Here is a 17,806-nt window from a genome sequence, read left to right as displayed (position 1 = left end):
ATCAATTCGAGTGAGCAAAACGATAAGTACTAACTGCTGATTAAATGGTTAGTTCTTAGTGGTACTGAGAGGTTGTTTCGAAAAAGATGATGAACAGCGAATCATGGAAATAGTTAAAGCTTAAAACCTAATCTTACACACTAAAGTCGACATAGCGTGCTTGTTGATAACCCAAGTATTGCGGCTGAATAAATCCCGTCTCCTGTAAGAGATCATCCTCCACATATAACTCGCTCTGCAAAGACACATTTGTATTCGCGCTAGCACTGATATTTGAAGACTGCTCATTTACATCGTTTGCGGACAAAACATCCGTAGATTGCAAATTGCTAGGCAGCTCATTTGAAGATGCAAGATACGAAGGCTGAATATTCGCTTGCGACGTCATATCGACACGAGCAGAAGGTCCTGCACTGGCTTGTGCAACCGCAGCATAATAACGGCTTGCAGCACTATCAGATCTTGAGATAAAACCCGTCGCTAAATCCGCTGAAGTTGAAGCATATCCAAATGCTAAAGTTGCGGTCGGTGGCTCAATCGTTTCCACTGTGGTCGATGTAGTGACTGAGTCACTGATATCAGAAGAGGTTTTCGAACCCGTATCAATGACTCTCGTGTTGACCGTTTGCGCCTCGATCGCTTGTTTTAGCTTATCAAGCGCAGTAGAGGCGGGGGTGAATACAGCCTCTTGGGGCTGAGCAATATTACCGGACTCATCAACGTCTCCCGTCACTACAGGTGTATGTTTTTCTAACGGTGGCAACTCTTTGATTTGTGCATCTGCGTCTATTAATGTTTGAGCCGTTTGCAAGTCAACAATTTGTTTTTGTCGCTCCTCTGCCAGCATCACCTTAGCTTCATTCATTTTTTGCAAGGCTTCCGCGGCAACACGGATATCCGCTGATGACGGGTCAACAGGAGCCATTGCTGCGGCATAAACTTGCTTCATTTTGTTTATCGTTGCAAGCGGGTCGCCTCCCACTGGAGAGACATCAATCTGCACTTCGCCATCGGTGGCGTAACGTTGGCCATCAGCACCCTTTTCATACTTAAAACTCGGGCTCTGAGCGTATTGTCCTCCGACGGTTGCGTGGGCATGCTCATGGGCTTTAACCTCTGAATCTCGAGTTTTAAGTTCATCGACTTGCTGTTGCTGTTGAGCCTGCACTTTTTCTTGGGCTTGTATCTCTTGTTCTTGAGCCTGTTGAACCAGTGATTGTTGCTTTGCCTCTTCCGCTGCTGCTATTTGCTGTTTCCGCGATTCTTCTTCCTGTACTTGCTTTTCAAGCTGATTATCATTTGGGGCAAAGACAGCAGCTAAGACTTGTTGACTATCATCTGGGTTAGACGCTGTCGCAGGAGCATCTACAGGACTAGCTTGAGCCTGAGCTTCACCGAAAACTTGAGTAAATAGTTCTAACACAGTCGGTCGAGCAACATCATTGCTAGCGGATTGATCTGTGGCTTGCGTAGAGTTTGACTGACCAACAGGCCCTGCACTCGTTGCTACACTCTTATTTACAGAACTGTTAATTGCAGAATCGGACGTAGTGGGATCAACTAACGCAGCTCCAGTAAAGACAGTTTGTGGCCCAAACACTGCCGCTAAATCAGGCATTATTGGAGAAACATCACCCGTGCTAGATGGATTGAAAGCAGGAATATAAGTACCCCTAGTGCCAATTGATGGACTCAGAGGCGTAAAAATATCAACGGGAATATTGCTCGTTACACTGAGATTTGGACTTATTGTAGCCAAGGAATTTACCCCAAGTCCGCTATTACTCGTACCCGCGACGGGCGAAAATACCTGAGTAGAAATAGGTGTCGCAATCTGTCCCCCGCGTACACCAGAAATGGATCTTGGTCCTGTTAACAAACTAAAACTCGCATCGGCATGTAAGCTAGCTCGATCATTTAACGTATTTACCTGAGGATTGCTCCTTGGCGTTGGTACGGAAAAAGGAGCGACCTCGAGTGCTTGGCTTGCACCATTCAGTACAGGAAGTACAGGTGCTGCAGTTGATGAAACAGCACTAGAAGCAGCAAAAGACACATTCGGTGATGAGTGGAGAGATTGGGAAACGTTAGCAGCTAATGAAGTAATAGGCGTGGCTTGAACTGGAGCAAATGAAGTTCCAGTAACCTGTAGTTCATGGACACCACTCGCTTCAATTTTTGCGGAGCCTGCAGTGTGAGCGCTGGCTCCTTGATAAGTGCTATTAGCGTGACTCTGGTTTAGGCTCTGGCTTTGAGTCTGGCTTAGATTCGAGCTGAGCATCTTATCATGTGCCGAAAATGAAGAGGATGGCGCTCCAACCTTAAGTGATAGCGCCACAACCGACATGATATTTACACCTTAATATTAATGATCGAACCTATCGTTTCAGAATCAGTTTCAATCACTTCTGTTGACGCTTCCCCTTGTCTTAATGACTCATTAGCGGTAAGTAATGCCGAGGTTTTATCAGGCTGCGCAACATCTCTTGTAGATTCAGCCGGAGCCGCACTTTGAGTCGGTGTAGGTTTAGCCACATCTATTGTTGCTTGAGTGAGCCCAGATTGAGCACTTTGCAAGCCTTGCAGACCGGATGAATAAGCAGATTGGATTTGCATAACGGTATTCCTGCACGCTGTGATTAATGGGTCAATTATTGACCAATCACCTGCAAAAGTACAGGTTTTATCCGCATTCTCACCATTTATTTACGGTCTTATTTATCCTGTGATCCAATTGGCTTCCCAATCCTTAAATACGGGATTAAAACCCTGCCGTTGCATCTGTTCGATGACTTGCTCGACGCTGCGATCATCGCTTATCTCAAATTGATCGAGTTGACTGTCGGGTGCTTGATAGCCCCCTGGTTGAGTGGAACTACCCGCACTGATTTGAGTGATCCCAAGTGGCAAAAGATTATCCCTCAGCTCAGGGCTTTCCCTTGTCGACATGCTGATATCAAGCTGTTGATTAAAAAGTCTAAATGCACAAATCATTTGTATTAAACCTAAATCCGATAGCATAACTTTTGGGGTGATCCCGCCAGTACAAGGCCTTAACCTTGGCAGCGAAATACTAAAGCGAGTGCGCCAATAGCGACGCTCTAAATAGTCAATATGATATCCCATCATTAACGCATCTAAACGCCAGTCATCCAGCCCCAGTAACACCCCAAGACCAATTTTATCTACTCCCGCCGCCGCAACTCTGTCTGGTGTTGCTAAGCGATAGGCAAAATCCATTTTTTTACCTCGGGAATGGTGACGAGCATAAGTCTCTGGCTGATAGGTCTCCTGATAAATCATCACGGCATCTAAACCTAGTGCGACTAACTGGCGATAATGATCCTCACTCATGGGCTGGACCTCCATCGCCACATGGCTAAATTGCTGCTTTACCAATGGTAAAATTTGCTTGAAGTAATCGATACCGACCTTAGTTTCATGCTCACCCGACACCAGTAAAATTGAATCGAACCCCCTATCTTTGATAATGACCATCTCGGCCATCAACTCCTGCTCATTCAAGGTCTTGCGTTTGAGTTTGTTACTCATGCTAAAACCACAGTAATCACATTCATTAGCGCACAGATTCGAGACGTATAGCGGTAAATACATGCCCAGATTCGCGCCAAATCGCTGCCGCGTAAGCGCCGCTGAATGTTGTGCCATGGTTTCGATATAAGGTTCAGCCGCAGGTGATAACAAGGCCAGTAAGCTACGTAAATCCCCTGCTGGACTCACTAACGCCCGCTCGACATCTTGGGCTGTGCAAGAATACAAATCGAGTAACAGTTTATCCCGTGGGATGTTGGCAAATTCCGCTACAAAACTCATTGGTTTAAAAATCCCGTCAGAGGACTGGTCTGTACCGCGCCAGTTTGTACTCGGCCAAGCCCAGCTTCAAAGGCTCGCCGACCGCATTGCACCGCCTCCTTAAAGCACTCGGCCATCACTATCGGCGACGCGCTGCTGGCGATGGCGGTGTTGACGAGCACCGCATCTGCGCCCAGCTCCATTGCTCGCGCAGCCTGCGAAGGTGCGCCAATGCCGGCATCGATCACCACTGGCACCCGCGCCTGCTCTATGATGATTTTTAAAAAGCTTTCAGTCACTAAACCTTGATTACTGCCAATCGGACTCGCCAGTGGCATAACCGCAGCGCAGCCCACTTCTTCCAAACGACGGCACAGTACAGGATCGGCATGCACGTAGGGCAACACGATAAAGCCTTTCTCACAGAGGATTCTGGCCGCCTCTAAGGTTTCAATCGCATCGGGCATCAGGTACTTAGGGTCTGGATGGATTTCGAGCTTAATCCAATGAGTTCCCAGCATTTCACGGGCAAGCTCAGCCGCAAACACCGCTTCCTTGGCGTTTCTCGCCCCAGAAGTATTAGGCAATAGCTGTACACCCGCTTGACGTAACGGCGTGAGCAAATCATCTAGCCCCATTTTAAAATCAATTCGTTTCATTGCAACTGTGACTAACTGCGATTTTGAAGCCATTATCGCCTCGATCATCACTTGGCTATTGCTGAATTTTCCCGTTCCGGTAAATAACCGTGATTCAAACTCCACATCGGCAATCGTTAACATATTAGCCTCCCGCCACTGCTGAAAAAAGTTCTAATTTATCTTCATGTTGGCAGAGAATAGATTGCCAGCGGTTGCGCGGAACCACCTCTGCATTCAACACGATAGCAACTGAGTCGAGGGCAATATCTTGCGCGAGGATCACAGCCGCGAGCGAAGTCGGTTCAGTCAACGACTGTGGGATATTATTTATGTGAATTAAAATCATATCAAACCTCAAGATTATCTTTATTTGATGATAGATAAGCCCCTTTGGGGCCACATATGTCACAATGGGGATCCCGCGTTAATATCGCCGCAGTCCATGAAAGTGATTTAGCGTCGAAGCGCCAAAAACGCCCCAACAAGGCACTTTTCGATTCATTACAACTATCCATATTCAACAAAAGTTGCATAGCCACCAAAGATTGCATTGACGCCATCACGCCCACGCTCGGCCCAAGTACGCCTTGGGTACTGCAGCTCTGTGACACTCTCGTCTGTGCGGGGAAAATACAGTGATAACAACCACCAGAGGGGAACTGCACTTGATCGACTGCAAACAATTGGCCGCTAAATGCTGCGATTGACGCGCTGACTAAAGGTAAAGCAGCTTCGATACAGCTGCGATTAATGGCTTGGCGGGTCGCAAAGTTATCAGTGCAGTCAAGCACGAGCACTCTTTTACCCTGTTGTTTTAATTGTAAAACCTCAGCGAAGTGATGAGCTGATGTCTCAGCACTAAATGCTGTTTCATGGGCAGTAACAGTGCACTGCGGCGCTAAGCCTTTGAGCTTTTGCTTGGCAACTCGCGCCTTATTGAGTCCAATGTCGGCATCGGTGAATAGCAATTGTCTTGGTAGATTCGAAACTTCAACCTTATCCATGTCGATTAAGGTCAAGTTGCCAATGCCAGCACAAGCCAGATACTGCGCCGCCAATTGCCCTAAGCCGCCAAGCCCTACAATAACAACGCTGGCGTCGACCAATTGCAATTGCCCTGCCTCACCGACCTCTGGCAATAAGACTTGCCGAGAATAACGCATGAAATCTGAATCACTGAGTGTATGAGCGCTTTGTGTACCGTCGCAAAGAACCTCTGCGTGAGCAAGCGGTTGGTTTTTACTCATGCTTAGCAACCAACTCATGCTTTACAGCCAGTTCTTCAGACAAGCTACATTGCTCCCAAGCTTGGCTCAACTCTGCAAATGCTGCGACTGGATCCTGAGCCTCGGTTATTGCGCGCACCACAGCAATATTGCCGACCCCAGTGGCTTTCACCTTTGCCAGATTAGCTAAGTCGATGCCGCCAATGGCGACCAAGGGATAGTGGTCTTGGAGTAACGCCACATAATGTTTAAGTTTTGCGAGCCCTTGGGGCGCCGAAGGCATTTGCTTCGTCGTGGTTGAGAATATATGCCCAAGCGCTATGTAGGATGGCGAGTATTGATACGCCAGTAGCAACTCAAAATAACTGTGGCTGGATATACCTAATGCGAGCCCTGCCGACTGAATGGCCGCTAAGTCGGTAACGGCGAGATCTTCTTGGCCTAAATGTACCCCAAAGGCATGGTATTTTATCGCTAACTGCCAGTGATCATTAATAAAAAGCTGTGCATTAAAATGCTTACCTAAGGCAATGGCCGTTTGAATTAGTGCTTCTAATTCAGAGCCAACCAACTCAGACTTACCTGACTCACATTTGCCTAAATCAGATTCGGCTAGCGCTGCACTAGATAACTCGCTGATGTCGGTTTTTATCCGTAACTGCAAGGTTTTAACGCCTGCAGCTAACAAACTCTCCAGCATGGTTAAGTCACTCACAACAGGGTAAACACCAAGATCGGCATCGAGCACTTTAAAACCGTGGGATAAAATATTTTGAGGTGGCGTCGAGGCTATTCTTACCTGAGCGGTTGCCTGATCTGTTGCAGATAAAACTGTTGCAACTAAATCACTTCTAATATCAAGGTGTTGGTTGAGTTGATGACTAATAAAATTGCCATCACACAGCCTTATCTTGGCATAGCGGGACAAGTCATTGGGCCACCCCATACGGGCCAACGGCCCTGGACCTTGCCCTAAGCCAATTGCCGCGCTTAAGCCATGACTCACATAGGCTTTCGCAACGACCACCGCATCTTGCAATACAAAACCCTGCGCTAACACGGCGGTAATGGCCGATGACAAAGTGCAGCCGCTACCATGATTATGACGGGTATTAACACGCTGACTTGCCAACCAGAAACGCCCATTTTGATGCAGCTCAGAGCTAGCGCGTACTTGATGGCAAACCAGATAATCCTCGGCAAGCTCAAAATCCCAGCCGTTGCTATCGAGAGTGCTAACATGAACGTTAGCCTGAGTTTGAGTTTGAGTATCAGCAAGAATGTCAGTGCAACCAAAGCTCACATCGCCACCTTTAGCGAGCACACTGCAATCAAGGCTCTGGGATAAAGCCAGTGCCGCAGCAGCGAATTGCGCTTTAGTCGAAACATCACTGTGAGTTAACCGCCCAAGTTCAAGCACATTGGGCGTGATAAGTTCGATTAAACCTTTGAAAGGCCTAAAATCTAAGGCTGATTTAGCCGCACTTTTTATATCCTGGCAGTTATCTACTGCTAATGCATCGCCACAACTGGCGACCATAACAGGATCGACAATCACAGGCACTGATGGATAGTTGATTTTAAAACTCGCGATCCAATCTGCCAGCAATGCCACTTGAGTTTGATCTGCCAGTAAGCCGATTTTAATTGCTTTGGGTGGCAAGTCTGACAGTAAAGTGGTCAACTGAGCCATTAACATCGCCGCTGACACGGGTTCGACTAAGGTGACCGCCACTGAGCTTTGCGCCGTCACTGTGGTGATCACGCTGCAACCGTGACAGCCCAAATCTTGAATCGTGGCCAAGTCCGCCTGAATACCGGCACCGCCGCCACTGTCTGAACCGGCTATGGTCCAAACAAACGCGGGACGCTCGGTACTCATGGGCAATTTTCCCCCATGAATACCCAGCATCATTAGGCTTCCTCAGCTTCGGCGACGAGCTTGTCTTTAACGTGATAAATCTCGGCGCCCGAGGCAGCAAATTGTGCCGATTTTAGCGCCATTGCCGCTTCCAACTCCTGCGGCGTCTTGACTGTGACTTGCATGGCTTGGGCAGCCGCTTCAACTTGCTCCGCTTTCGCTTGTGCCGCCTCTAAGCCAGCGGCATAGGCGCGAACATCTTGGGTGATTTTCATCGAACAAAATTTAGGGCCGCACATAGAGCAAAAATGCGCGACTTTAGCGGATTCCTGCGGTAAAGATTCATCGTGATAAGCACGCGCGGTTTCAGGATCGAGTCCTAAATTATATTGATCTTCCCAGCGGAATTCGAACCGCGCCTTTGCCAGCGCATTATCACGAATTTGCGCACTCGGATGACCTTTTGCCACATCGGCAGCATGGGCGGCAATCTTGTAAGCAATCAAACCTTGCTTAACATCTTGTTTATTCGGTAATCCTAAGTGTTCTTTTGGCGTGACATAACACAACATAGCGCAGCCGTACCAAGCGATCATGGCCGCGCCTATGCCGGAGGTGAAATGATCATACCCAGGTGCGATATCGGTGATTTGTGGGCCAAGGGTGTAAAACGGCGCTTCGTCGCAGTGAACTAACTGCTTGTCCATGTTCTCTTTAATGAGCTGCATCGGGATATGTCCCGGCCCTTCGATAATGGTTTGTACGTCGTATTCCCACGCGATTTTGACTAGCTCACCTAAGGTTTCAAGCTCTGCAAACTGGGCTGCATCATTAGCGTCGGCAATCGAGCCTGGACGCATACCATCACCTAAAGACAGGGATACATCGTAGGCGACGCAAAGCTCACAGATCTCACGAAAATGGCTGTAGAGGAAGTTTTCCTTATGATGGCTCAAGCACCATTTGGCCATGATTGAACCGCCGCGGGAAACGATCCCAGTGACGCGTTTAGCCGTCATCGGCACATAACGAAGCAGTACACCAGCATGAATCGTAAAGTAATCAACACCTTGCTCAGCTTGTTCAATCAAGGTATCGCGGAACACTTCCCAGGTTAAATCCTCTGCCACGCCGTTCACTTTCTCCAGCGCTTGATAAATCGGCACTGTGCCGATGGGCACTGGCGAGTTACGGATGATCCATTCGCGGGTTTCGTGGATATAACGACCCGTGGATAAATCCATGACAGTATCCGCGCCCCAACGGGTTGACCAGACGAGCTTTTCCACTTCTTCCTCGATGGAAGACGTCACCGTAGAATTACCGATATTGGCGTTCACCTTCACCAGAAAGTTACGCCCTATGATCATAGGTTCTGCTTCGGGATGGTTAATATTCAGCGGAATAATCGCGCGGCCACGGGCAACTTCGGCGCGGACAAATTCGGCGGTAATCGGTTCGCCAACTAAGGCACCAAAAGCTTCGCCCTTGGCTTTACGATTGAGGATTTCATCCTGTACTTGCGCAAGTGCCATGTTCTCGCGGATCGCCACATATTCCATTTCTGGCGTGATAATCCCTTGACGGGCATAGTGTAATTGACTGACTCGTTTGCCCTGCAGCGCTCTGCGTGGGCGGACAATTGCACTCGAACCTGCCTCAAAACGCAGATGGTCTAAACCGTCATCGGCGAGCCTTTGTTGGGTAAAATCCGATGTAGCGCAGGGTAATTGCTCTGTGTCGTTGCGGGCTAGGATCCAGTTTTGTCTTAATTTACAAAGACCTAGACGCACATTAATGTCGGCCTCAGGATCGGAATAAGGTCCGGCGCAATCGTACACTCGGATTGGCGGATTTTTCTCCATGATAGGCGCATCATCTGTTCCGCCCACCAGCGTGTCAGTCTGCAGAATCTGCCGCATGCCAACGCGTATATCGGCACTGGGACCTTCAAGATAAATCTTTTGTGAATTAGGATGTTGCAGTGGCGCTAACGTATCGATAAAGGCTTGAGCCTGCGCGCGAGTTTCGCGGCGATTCGGCGCCTTAGGCACGATTGATTGACGAGACTCAGCCGATTTATTAGGGATTGTCGATTCTGGCGCTGTGATTTCTATCGCATTGGCAGCTACAGCAGGGTTTGAGTTTGAACTGGACATAAGCAATCTCACGTTAAAAAATGGAGTTGCTTGTCTGGAGAATTGAGTTGTTGATAGCTGGACATGGCAATCAACTTTTGTGGCCAACACTGGCTTCAAAAATTGAGTTACCCTGCTCAATAACGATTAAATCTAAAAATTAAGGCTTAAAACACAGCTGAGTAAACAGGTGTTCAAGCAGTCTATTTTGGCGATTTAATGTGTGTTATTACGCTTGTTTCCTTCGCAGGTTTTAACCTGATCAGGTTCAACGGATCCCGAATAAACGGTCTCAGCCAAGAGGCACTCCGACAAGATGAGTGCGCAGTATAGACAGAAGCGGCAGCAACAAACAAGGAAAAAAGCAATTAAAAATCTTAACCACCAATCCAAAATAAAGATTCATAATTAATTGTTTTTAATTGATTAAATAAAATTAAACTAAAAAAGATATAATTAGCATGAAAATAAATCATAAAAGAAAGTCACTATTTATGGGGTTTGAGTATCATTTTGTTTAATCGAGATTGAATGGCATCATCAATAGCTTGATTGATTTTTTTGCCACTGCAGTTAATGGGAAAACCTAAATTTTCGGCGTTAGGATTAACTTGAGTGCCGACTTGTACCACGCGATAACAAGTATCCCCTTTACGCACAATACGATTTGGGTCTAAGGGTAAATCTAGACTCGTTGTGCCACCGAAATCATCAGCATTAGGGACAAATAGCACCTCCATCTCTGGGCTCATTTCACTCATATTCGATTTCCGGGTGAACTTATCGGCCTGTTCAATGACGAGAGCATCGAGCGCTTGCTCGCGCTGACGTTCAAAATATTGCTGGGTGAATAAACTCATGCTTGAGCTTGTCGCTATTGTGCTCTCACCTTCTGCTGCAGGCGAGCTCTTAGCGCCAAGCTGCGGCTTTATTTCTGTGGTATCAAGCGTATTAGTTGGTTTTTTTGTCGTCACTTCAGCGGGCTGTACTTCACTTTGGGCACTTGATTGAGATTGGCTCGATTGAGTGATGTCCGGTTTAACCGTATCTGGGTTCACTTTTTCCGACTCTACTTTTTCAGAGAAGGCCTTTTCTGGTGCTATTGTTTCAGGCATGACCTTTTCAAGTATTGGCAGAGGCTTCACTTGAGTTTGAGGTGTGGGAACAATTGTAGGCGTAACAGAATTTGTCGCTTCAGTCTTATCCTCGGCCTTGATCTCAGTTTCGGACTCTGAGGTTTTGGCTTTCTCTACCGCGGGAGCATAAATAAAGTAAGCCTTGATCGCTGCCACTTTAGGGCCACGGCTTTCTATTTCCTTCAATCCAAAGGGATTTAGCTGCGGACGCCACAAAATGCAGATAAGTAAAAATAAACACACATGCACTAAGATCACAAAAAATAACAGACTTAATCCTTTGAAATATGGCTGACGAGCACGCAAAACTGATCCCGTCCCTAATGCCTGAGCACTGGTTTGTGCCGTACAAGACAGTTCAAATTTGGATTCAGACTCAGGAACCAATTTATCTTGATGTTGATGTTCAGCACGGATTTCTTGCAGTACCAAATCTTGGGCTTGCTCTTGGTCTATAGCTTGGGCTTGCTCTTGGTCTATAGCTTGGGCTTGCTCTTGGTCTATAGCTTGGGCTTGCTCTTGGTCTATAGCTTGGGTGTCATGCTCAGTGACTAAAAAGCCTGCACCGCTATTGAACGCTAATGGCTCCGCATTAGTGGTAAAAACAGGCGTTTGAGCAGCATCCAGTTTACCGAGCTGATGATCAAAGGCGATAAAAGTCTCACCTTCTGGCGATGTGACCGAAATCAGCAAAGCACTATCAGCATCATCTCCAATCGCTGTAGGAGATGCTGTAAATAAAGGCGCGGCCTTGGGTTGATGTTGAAAAGGCAAAATCCATCCTTAGGTTTTGTATAGTATCCATTGATTTCAATGATGCTTAACGTGGAACGATTGCACTCTAATTCAATATCAATCCAATATCGGGTTGGTGAATATTGAAAGCGAATTACCCAATAATTGCATTTACTTACGAGTGCTCAACGCAGATTAGAGGAGGCAAACAGAGCAAAGTTCAATGCGAATGCAACCTGCTACAAGCACAGTACTTTACGCCAGTGCTTGATAAGTCACTTGCCAGTTAAGACAAATAAGGCTGGGAATTGGGATCATAATCGCGCTAAATTGAATGTTAAATCTCACGTCTTGAAGCGAGTAGCATCATCAATGCGATGCACTGATGGGAGTGCAAGACGGCGTTAAAAATCTAAAAGATGAAAAATAGAAGCCAACCATAAATTTAAGCTTACAAGTGTACGCTTAAATATGGTGATTTATTTTTCTAACTGATAGACTCAGTCTATTATCGTTTACGAGTGTGTATCTACCATGTCGAGTCAAAGTGTTACCGAACAGCCAAACACAGTTAAAAACCCGGTAAAATCTAGACCATATAGTATCAAAGAAGAGATCGCTAACAGTGTATCCCATGGCCTAGGTGTCATTGCGGGGATTGTGGCATTGGTGCTCATGCTGCTTAAAGGTCAAGATCACCTAACGCCAATTCAACTTACGGGCGTAACCATTTATGGTGCGAGCATCATAGTGCTTTTCCTATGCTCGACGTTATATCACAGCGTTAGCCATTCAGGCTGGAAACATAAACTGAAGATCGCCGATCACTGCGCTATTTACTGTTTAATTGCAGGAACTTACACACCTTTGATGCTGATAAGCTTACAAGGCACGCAGTCGATAGTGATTTTAACGGCCATTTGGTCGCTTGCAATTGGTGGGATCCTATTTAAGACACTGTTTATTCACAAATTCAAAAAGTTAAGCTTAGTCTTGTATCTCGCTATGGGTTGGCTATGTGTCACTGTGATGGGCGATTTAACGGCGGCGATGTCAGAGGTAGGCTTTAATCTATTGATCTTAGGCGGGTTATTTTACACCTTAGGGGTTGTGTTCTACGTCGGTAAACGCATTCCATTCAACCATGCCATTTGGCATTTGTTTGTGCTCGGCGGTGCCATGAGTCACTTTCTGTGTATATATCTGACTGTTATTTAAATGACTATGATTTAACTGATGGTAATATAACTGGCTCTGATTTAAATGACTATGACTTAACAGATGGTGATTTAACTGGCTCTAATTTAAATGACTATGACTTAACAGATGGTGATTTAACTGGCTCTAATTTAAATGACTATGACTTAACAGATGGTGATTTATCTGTGAGTCAAAGCTAAAAGTCGTTAATTATCTATTCAAGCACTTCCTCAAACATCGCAATCAAGCACGGCTATTCAATTCAGTAAACAGCGACGCTAATAGCGTCGCTTGTTCCGCTCTGCCACACTGGCGCCAAAGCGCAATAATACATTCTGCGGTACACAAGCCCCCTTCTTGCTGATTACGCCGCAATATAAAGGCGGATTCAGGCATAAGTGGCGGCAAACTGACTCGTGCGGCTGTTTTGAGATAAGGACTCTGGCGCAGCATCTTACGCGCCTCCTGCCAAGTCGCATCTAAAATCACCACTTGGTTCGGCATTCGTTGTGCTGCTATAACTGTAGATTGCGCATGCACTAACAAGGCTTGTGCGTTCGAGAGCGCTGGCTCAGCTAAAACCGTATCTAAGGCATTATGATCAATGGGCCCAGTGTGCTCAGTATCACTTGCTGGAAACAACAGTTTAGCCTGCTGCGATGCCAACATAGCCACTAAATCGTTATCAGGTGCCGTTCTCGACCAGACGATGCTTTTCACCTCTTCAGGAAATGCGGCTAACGCGAGTTGGCCAGTATTCGTTTTGCGGGTTAACTCGCGCTCGTGGGTCAATAAAATAATCTGCATTGCCTTCCTTGCTGCGGCAAAAGAGTGAGAAATAGCCTTAAACATCCACAGACTCAGGCACAGACTCGAAGCATATCCGCTTAAAAGATCAGGTTAAAATAACGGTGTTCGATCGCCAACAAGCCAAGCCAACTAAGTTTGACGTGAAATAAAATCATAGATTAAAGTTATGATTTAAAAATGGTAAAATTTAAAAACATTCCAATACTATCTGTTTTAGCAGAAAAGTTTCACGCTCTATTGATTGGCCTTTATGGGGATGATTGCGCTGAATATCTTCGTTATGGGCGATAGCTTGATGAATATTAAGCCATTCAGGCCGCATGCCATTTTTAATCTCATGGGCTTCTAATCGAGTCTCACCTAAACCACGCTCACCCAGTGTGATGTCAATACGGCATACATAACAGAATGACTCCATGTGCACTACATTCGCTCCTTCACGGTACCAAGGTCGAAACTCTTCATAGCGACCAAAGGGCGCTAACACTTGAATGTCTAAGGCACCGGTTTCTTCCTGAAGCTCGCGGATCAGTCCATCTTCGAGACTCTCGCCATCATCAATTCCGCCTCCGGGTAAGCTGTAGTCGCGGTATTTTTGGGTATAAAGTAGCAAAATGTCTTCACCCGATAACACTATCGCGCGGGCAGCTCTGCGATAAAAAACGCGTGCCGTCTGTAGGTTAACCGCAGGATCTTGGGTAGTTCTCAATAAACGCATCGTCGTAGCCATTTGCCGAAAAGGAGTCGAAGCATAAACGAAAATGCGCCAAATGCAGATCAAAAACTGCCACAGAGGCAATAATCACACTCAGTCCAGTCCGAGTGATTAATAGATTTTAACGATTACAAGATTGATTGTTAACGGTTTATGCTAAAATCGTTTTACCCATAATATTAACAACGAGATCGCGATGCATCAGCTCTTTCGCCTGATCCTCATCTTTGGTGCTCATCTTTGGTTCTCAGCGTAATGCCCAAGCGGCAAAAATGCTCAAGCGCATTCAAGCTCACTCATACTCACTCAAGAACTGGGCCAATTGCTGCTGATAGGCGTGAATAATTTCAGGAGTTTGCTTGTGCGCCGGCATGCGTTGGTAATGGCCAATCAGCTGCGACAGGTAGTGGTGTGCTCGCGGCAGGTTTGCTTCATCTAACGTCTGCCATATTAACGACCCCGTAGCAGTGATAGGCAGACCATTTGGATCTATGATTGTGCTGACGTGGAGGATTTCGTAGAAACGTTGATTCTCTTCCAATAAGTGTTCCGACTTAAGCCCTAGCCCTAAGGCCGAAAGTGATTGCCTGACATAGTAATTATGATGCACGGGACACAAAATAAACTCGAGGTGCCGCAGTGGGTGTTGAGCTAGAATTGCCCGCACTAATTCCACCAGCAATTCACCACCCACGCCAGCGATGATAATCAACTGTTTATCTTTGTCACTGGTTTGCTCGAGCGGTAAAGCCGCGACATCGAGGCAATGCACTTGCCACTGAGTATGACGATATAAGTTTGAGTTTGGTTCTTGATTTGACTGTGAGTCTATGTCTGGGTTTAAGTCTGGATCTGAGTGTGGCGCTAAATTGGGATTAAGGCCTGATATCTCTGCGGGGAAAAAACGCTGTAAACGCAGCTCAAGCGCCTGCATCAGCGAAGGGACACAATCGACAAAGTGCACTTGGCGGGCAGCATTCCTTTTTAACAACAGCATACCGAGCAAACCATGATCGCAGCAGCAATCCCAAATATGATCGTAATGACCAGTGATCATGCTGTTTATCTGTTGTAAACGTTGGCTAATTTTCACGGTTTGACCTTACTACTGCGGCTCCAAATACTGTAAATCCCACTGTAAATCCCACGCTAAATTGCATTTTTAAGCAAAAAGAAAGCGCGCAGTTTACCCGAGTCAAAAGCAAACCACATCTTTTGTTCGTGCCCTCGCAGTGCTTCACGTCACGTCTGTTACGCCACGCCTTAATATGGTGAATACGTATGCAGGCCGTTGCGGTTAAAAAGCCATCGCCACTAGTATGCTGTGAGTCACATTCGTTATAAAAACAAGGATCAAGGAATGTTCATCAAGACCAACCCTATTCAGTTCACTCGCAGCGACTTAACTGCCCGTCACGTAACAGACTGCCACTTAACAAACAGCCACGCTCGCCAGAGCTCATCGCGACAAAAACTATCGCAAGCGCGATTAAGCCATTCACTTATCGCCCTTGCAGTTACGAGTCTTTTTAGTGCCAACGTATTTGCCAAAACCGTTACCGTCAGCTCACCCAACCAACAAATTCAAATCAGCTTGAGTGACGATACTGGCCGCCCCGAATATAAAATCGATTTTCACGGCAAAACAGTCATAGAACCGAGCCGCTTAGGCTTAGTTTTTCAATCCCTTGGCGAACTCGGTCAAGGATTACAGATAAAAAGCAGCGATAAAAAAAGTGCCGATGAAAAGTGGCAACAACCTTGGGGCGAACAGGAATGGATCCGCGATCAGCACAATCAACTGACTGCAGTATTAAGTAATGGCAAGGTGCAACTCGAAATCGAATTTAAAGCCTTTGACTATGGGATTGGCTTTCGCTATCACTTAGCCCCACAAGCTGCCCTACCCGCCAATTCGCCGCTATTAATCACTGACGAGTTAACCGAGTTCAATGTCGGCAAAAGCGATAAAGCTACAGCATGGTGGATCCCTGCCCGCAGCTGGAATCGCTACGAATATTTATATCGCACCACAGCGCTTAAAGACGTCGATAGAGCCCATACCCCCTTCACCTTTAAACTCGCAGACGGTACGCACTTAAGTATCCACGAAGCCGCCTTGGTGGACTTTGCCGCCATGACCTTAGATCAACAGCGCGATGGCAAACTTAAGGCCGATCTCACGCCTTGGTCCGATGGTATTCGCGTCAAAACCCAAGTGGGTTTTTATACGCCGTGGCGCACCATTCAAATTGCCGACAAAGCAGCTGGGCTGCTCAATTCGCACCTCATCCTAAACCTCAATGAACCCAATAAACTCGGCGATGTTACTTGGGTAAAACCAGGGAAATACGTCGGTATTTGGTGGGGAATGCACTTAAACGAAAATACCTGGGGCTCGGGCCCAACCCATGGCGCAACCACTAGTGAAACAAAGCGTTATATGGATTTCGCCGCTAAATATCAGTTTGATGGCGTACTGGTAGAAGGTTGGAATGAAGGTTGGGACGGCGACTGGTTCCACAATGGCGATCAATTTAGCTTTACCAAGGCCTATGCTGATTTCGATCTGCCCGCCATCGCAGCCTACGGGGCAAAACAAAATGTACGCTTAATCGGCCACCATGAAACCGCAGGTTCAGTCACGCATTATCGCGAGCAAATGGCAGATGCCTTCGCCCTGTATGAGCAGCTTGGTGTTACTCAAGTCAAAACGGGCTATGTCGCCGATGGTGGCCAAATCAAGCGCATAGATGACAAAGGCATTACCCGTCACGAGTGGCACGACGGCCAGTTTATGGTCGGTGAGTATTTGCACAATGTCACTGAAGCAGCGAAACACCATATCAGTATCAATACCCACGAGCCGATTAAAGACACAGGCCTGCGCCGAACCTATCCGAACTGGATCTCCCGCGAAGGTGCCCGCGGCCAAGAGTATAATGCTTGGGGTAGCCCACCAAACAGCCCTGAACACACGGCCATGTTACCCTTTACCCGCATGCTTGCGGGTCCAATGGACTTTACCCCGGGAATTTTTGACTTAGCGCCCAAGGGGTTGGATGCTGAAAATCGTGTGCAAACCACATTGACCAAACAGCTCGCCTTGTACGTTGTGCTCTATAGCCCAATCCAAATGGCAGCGGATCTGCCGCGCAATTATGAAAAGCACTTAGATGCCTTCCAATTTATCCGCGATGTGCCCACAGATTGGTATCAAAGTGTCGCGCTGGCCGGTGAAGTCGGTGACTATGTGGTCTTTGCTCGCCAAGCGAAGGATCAAGGTGATTGGTACTTAGGCGCACTCACGGATGAAACCGCACGCACGGTCACGGTCAAACTGGATTTCCTCTCCCCGAATAAACGTTATCAAGCACAAATTTACCGCGATGGCGCAAAAGCCGATTGGAAAACCAACCCCTATGATTATGTGATAGAAACAAAAGAGGTGAGTGCTAAAGATAGCCTAAACCTCTCACTCGCCAGCAGTGGCGGCACGGCAATAAGGTTCAAAGTGCTTTAATAAAGTGC

14 protein-coding genes, 1 pseudogene and 1 riboswitch are annotated in these 17,806 nt (G+C 46.9%); of the genes and pseudogenes, 3 read left to right on the top strand and 12 right to left on the bottom strand.

Going from position 1 to position 17,806, the window contains the following annotated elements:
- Positions 1 to 133: 133 nt before the first annotated feature.
- From L5M49_RS01785 to L5M49_RS01745, 9 genes are all read right to left on the bottom strand, one after another.
- Positions 134 to 2,347 carry a putative metalloprotease CJM1_0395 family protein gene (locus tag L5M49_RS01785; protein ID WP_263265335.1) on the bottom strand — a complete coding sequence of 738 codons (2,214 nt, stop codon included), beginning with the start codon at positions 2,345 to 2,347 and terminating at the stop codon, positions 134 to 136.
- Positions 2,348 to 2,352: 5 nt separating this feature from the next.
- Positions 2,353 to 2,616: a chemotaxis protein gene (locus L5M49_RS01780; protein ID WP_105252574.1), complete on the bottom strand. Its 264-nt coding sequence runs from the start codon at positions 2,614 to 2,616 to the stop codon at positions 2,353 to 2,355.
- 102 nt (positions 2,617 to 2,718) lie between these two features.
- Complete coding sequence (thiH, locus tag L5M49_RS01775; RefSeq protein ID WP_263265334.1) at positions 2,719 to 3,834, bottom strand: 2-iminoacetate synthase ThiH; 1,116 nt, start codon at positions 3,832 to 3,834, stop codon at positions 2,719 to 2,721.
- Positions 3,831 to 4,595 (bottom strand): thiazole synthase, encoded by a 765-nt coding sequence (locus L5M49_RS01770; protein WP_115014773.1) that lies wholly within the window; start codon positions 4,593 to 4,595, stop codon positions 3,831 to 3,833. Before L5M49_RS01770 ends, thiH begins: the two co-directional genes overlap by 4 nt.
- A gap of 1 nt (position 4,596) precedes the next feature.
- Entirely contained in the window at positions 4,597 to 4,800 is a 204-nt protein-coding gene (thiS, locus tag L5M49_RS01765) for a sulfur carrier protein ThiS (protein ID WP_263138807.1), read from the bottom strand.
- A 1-nt stretch (position 4,801) separates the two neighbouring features.
- On the bottom strand, positions 4,802 to 5,701 hold the full coding sequence (locus L5M49_RS01760) for a HesA/MoeB/ThiF family protein (protein WP_263265333.1): 900 nt from the start codon (positions 5,699 to 5,701) through the stop codon (positions 4,802 to 4,804).
- Entirely contained in the window at positions 5,694 to 7,592 is a 1,899-nt protein-coding gene (locus L5M49_RS01755) for a bifunctional hydroxymethylpyrimidine kinase/phosphomethylpyrimidine kinase (RefSeq protein WP_263265345.1), read from the bottom strand. Before L5M49_RS01755 ends, L5M49_RS01760 begins: the two co-directional genes overlap by 8 nt.
- 2 nt (positions 7,593 to 7,594) lie before the next feature.
- On the bottom strand, positions 7,595 to 9,700 hold the full coding sequence (gene thiC / locus L5M49_RS01750; RefSeq protein ID WP_263265332.1) for a phosphomethylpyrimidine synthase ThiC: 2,106 nt from the start codon (positions 9,698 to 9,700) through the stop codon (positions 7,595 to 7,597).
- Positions 9,701 to 9,901: 201 nt separating this feature from the next.
- A riboswitch (TPP riboswitch) is annotated at positions 9,902 to 10,000 on the bottom strand.
- A gap of 167 nt (positions 10,001 to 10,167) precedes the next feature.
- Positions 10,168 to 11,589, bottom strand: a complete 1,422-nt coding sequence (locus tag L5M49_RS01745; protein ID WP_263265331.1) for a hypothetical protein — start codon at positions 11,587 to 11,589, stop codon at positions 10,168 to 10,170.
- 495 nt (positions 11,590 to 12,084) lie between these two features.
- Here L5M49_RS01745 and trhA point away from each other — a divergent pair, with 495 nt between their 5' ends.
- Both trhA and L5M49_RS01735 read left to right on the top strand, forming a co-directional pair.
- Positions 12,085 to 12,768 carry a PAQR family membrane homeostasis protein TrhA gene (trhA, locus tag L5M49_RS01740; RefSeq protein WP_263178370.1) on the top strand — a complete coding sequence of 228 codons (684 nt, stop codon included), beginning with the start codon at positions 12,085 to 12,087 and terminating at the stop codon, positions 12,766 to 12,768.
- The gene (locus tag L5M49_RS01735) at positions 12,744 to 12,950 is read left to right on the top strand and encodes a pentapeptide repeat-containing protein (protein ID WP_263265330.1); all 207 of its coding nucleotides are present in this window, start codon (positions 12,744 to 12,746) and stop codon (positions 12,948 to 12,950) included. The genes trhA and L5M49_RS01735 overlap by 25 nt, the downstream gene beginning before the upstream one ends.
- A gap of 43 nt (positions 12,951 to 12,993) precedes the next feature.
- On the opposite strand, the gene L5M49_RS01730 is transcribed toward L5M49_RS01735, so the two are convergent.
- The 3 genes and pseudogenes from L5M49_RS01730 to L5M49_RS01720 form a co-directional block, all read right to left on the bottom strand.
- Positions 12,994 to 13,602, bottom strand: a complete 609-nt coding sequence (locus tag L5M49_RS01730) for a tRNA-uridine aminocarboxypropyltransferase (protein WP_263265329.1) — start codon at positions 13,600 to 13,602, stop codon at positions 12,994 to 12,996.
- Positions 13,603 to 13,747: 145 nt separating this feature from the next.
- Positions 13,748 to 14,278 carry an NUDIX hydrolase gene (locus L5M49_RS01725; protein ID WP_173244689.1) on the bottom strand — a complete coding sequence of 177 codons (531 nt, stop codon included), beginning with the start codon at positions 14,276 to 14,278 and terminating at the stop codon, positions 13,748 to 13,750.
- Positions 14,279 to 14,551: 273 nt separating this feature from the next.
- Positions 14,552 to 15,368 (bottom strand): annotated as a pseudogene (locus L5M49_RS01720) (tRNA (adenine(22)-N(1))-methyltransferase).
- Positions 15,369 to 15,635: 267 nt separating this feature from the next.
- Between L5M49_RS01720 and L5M49_RS01715 the strand changes: the two are divergent.
- Complete coding sequence (locus tag L5M49_RS01715) at positions 15,636 to 17,798, top strand: glycoside hydrolase family 97 protein (RefSeq protein WP_263265328.1); 2,163 nt, start codon at positions 15,636 to 15,638, stop codon at positions 17,796 to 17,798.
- The last annotated feature ends 8 nt before the right edge of the window (positions 17,799 to 17,806 follow it).

Source organism: Shewanella sp. SM74 (genome assembly GCF_025653725.1).
Taxonomy (GTDB): Bacteria; Pseudomonadota; Gammaproteobacteria; order Enterobacterales; family Shewanellaceae; genus Shewanella; species Shewanella oncorhynchi.
The sequence above is the reverse complement of the archived record's forward strand: the minus strand, read 5'-3'. Positions and strand labels throughout refer to the sequence as shown.

What these genes read in the sequence shown, in the direction of transcription:
- L5M49_RS01785 (WP_263265335.1), bottom strand. Translation starts at nt 2,347, where the DNA reads ATGTCGGTTGTGGCGCTATCACTTAAGGTTGGAGCGCCATCCTCTTCA.
- L5M49_RS01780 (WP_105252574.1), bottom strand. Translation starts at nt 2,616, where the DNA reads ATGCAAATCCAATCTGCTTATTCATCCGGTCTGCAAGGCTTGCAAAGT.
- thiH (WP_263265334.1), bottom strand. Translation starts at nt 3,834, where the DNA reads ATGAGTTTTGTAGCGGAATTTGCCAACATCCCACGGGATAAACTGTTA.
- L5M49_RS01770 (WP_115014773.1), bottom strand. Translation starts at nt 4,595, where the DNA reads ATGTTAACGATTGCCGATGTGGAGTTTGAATCACGGTTATTTACCGGA.
- thiS (WP_263138807.1), bottom strand. Translation starts at nt 4,800, where the DNA reads ATGATTTTAATTCACATAAATAATATCCCACAGTCGTTGACTGAACCG.
- L5M49_RS01760 (WP_263265333.1), bottom strand. Translation starts at nt 5,701, where the DNA reads ATGAGTAAAAACCAACCGCTTGCTCACGCAGAGGTTCTTTGCGACGGT.
- L5M49_RS01755 (WP_263265345.1), bottom strand. Translation starts at nt 7,592, where the DNA reads ATGCTGGGTATTCATGGGGGAAAATTGCCCATGAGTACCGAGCGTCCC.
- thiC (WP_263265332.1), bottom strand. Translation starts at nt 9,700, where the DNA reads ATGTCCAGTTCAAACTCAAACCCTGCTGTAGCTGCCAATGCGATAGAA.
- trhA (WP_263178370.1), top strand. Translation starts at nt 12,085, where the DNA reads ATGTCGAGTCAAAGTGTTACCGAACAGCCAAACACAGTTAAAAACCCG.
- L5M49_RS01730 (WP_263265329.1), bottom strand. Translation starts at nt 13,602, where the DNA reads ATGTTTAAGGCTATTTCTCACTCTTTTGCCGCAGCAAGGAAGGCAATG.
- L5M49_RS01725 (WP_173244689.1), bottom strand. Translation starts at nt 14,278, where the DNA reads ATGCGTTTATTGAGAACTACCCAAGATCCTGCGGTTAACCTACAGACG.
- L5M49_RS01715 (WP_263265328.1), top strand. Translation starts at nt 15,636, where the DNA reads ATGTTCATCAAGACCAACCCTATTCAGTTCACTCGCAGCGACTTAACT.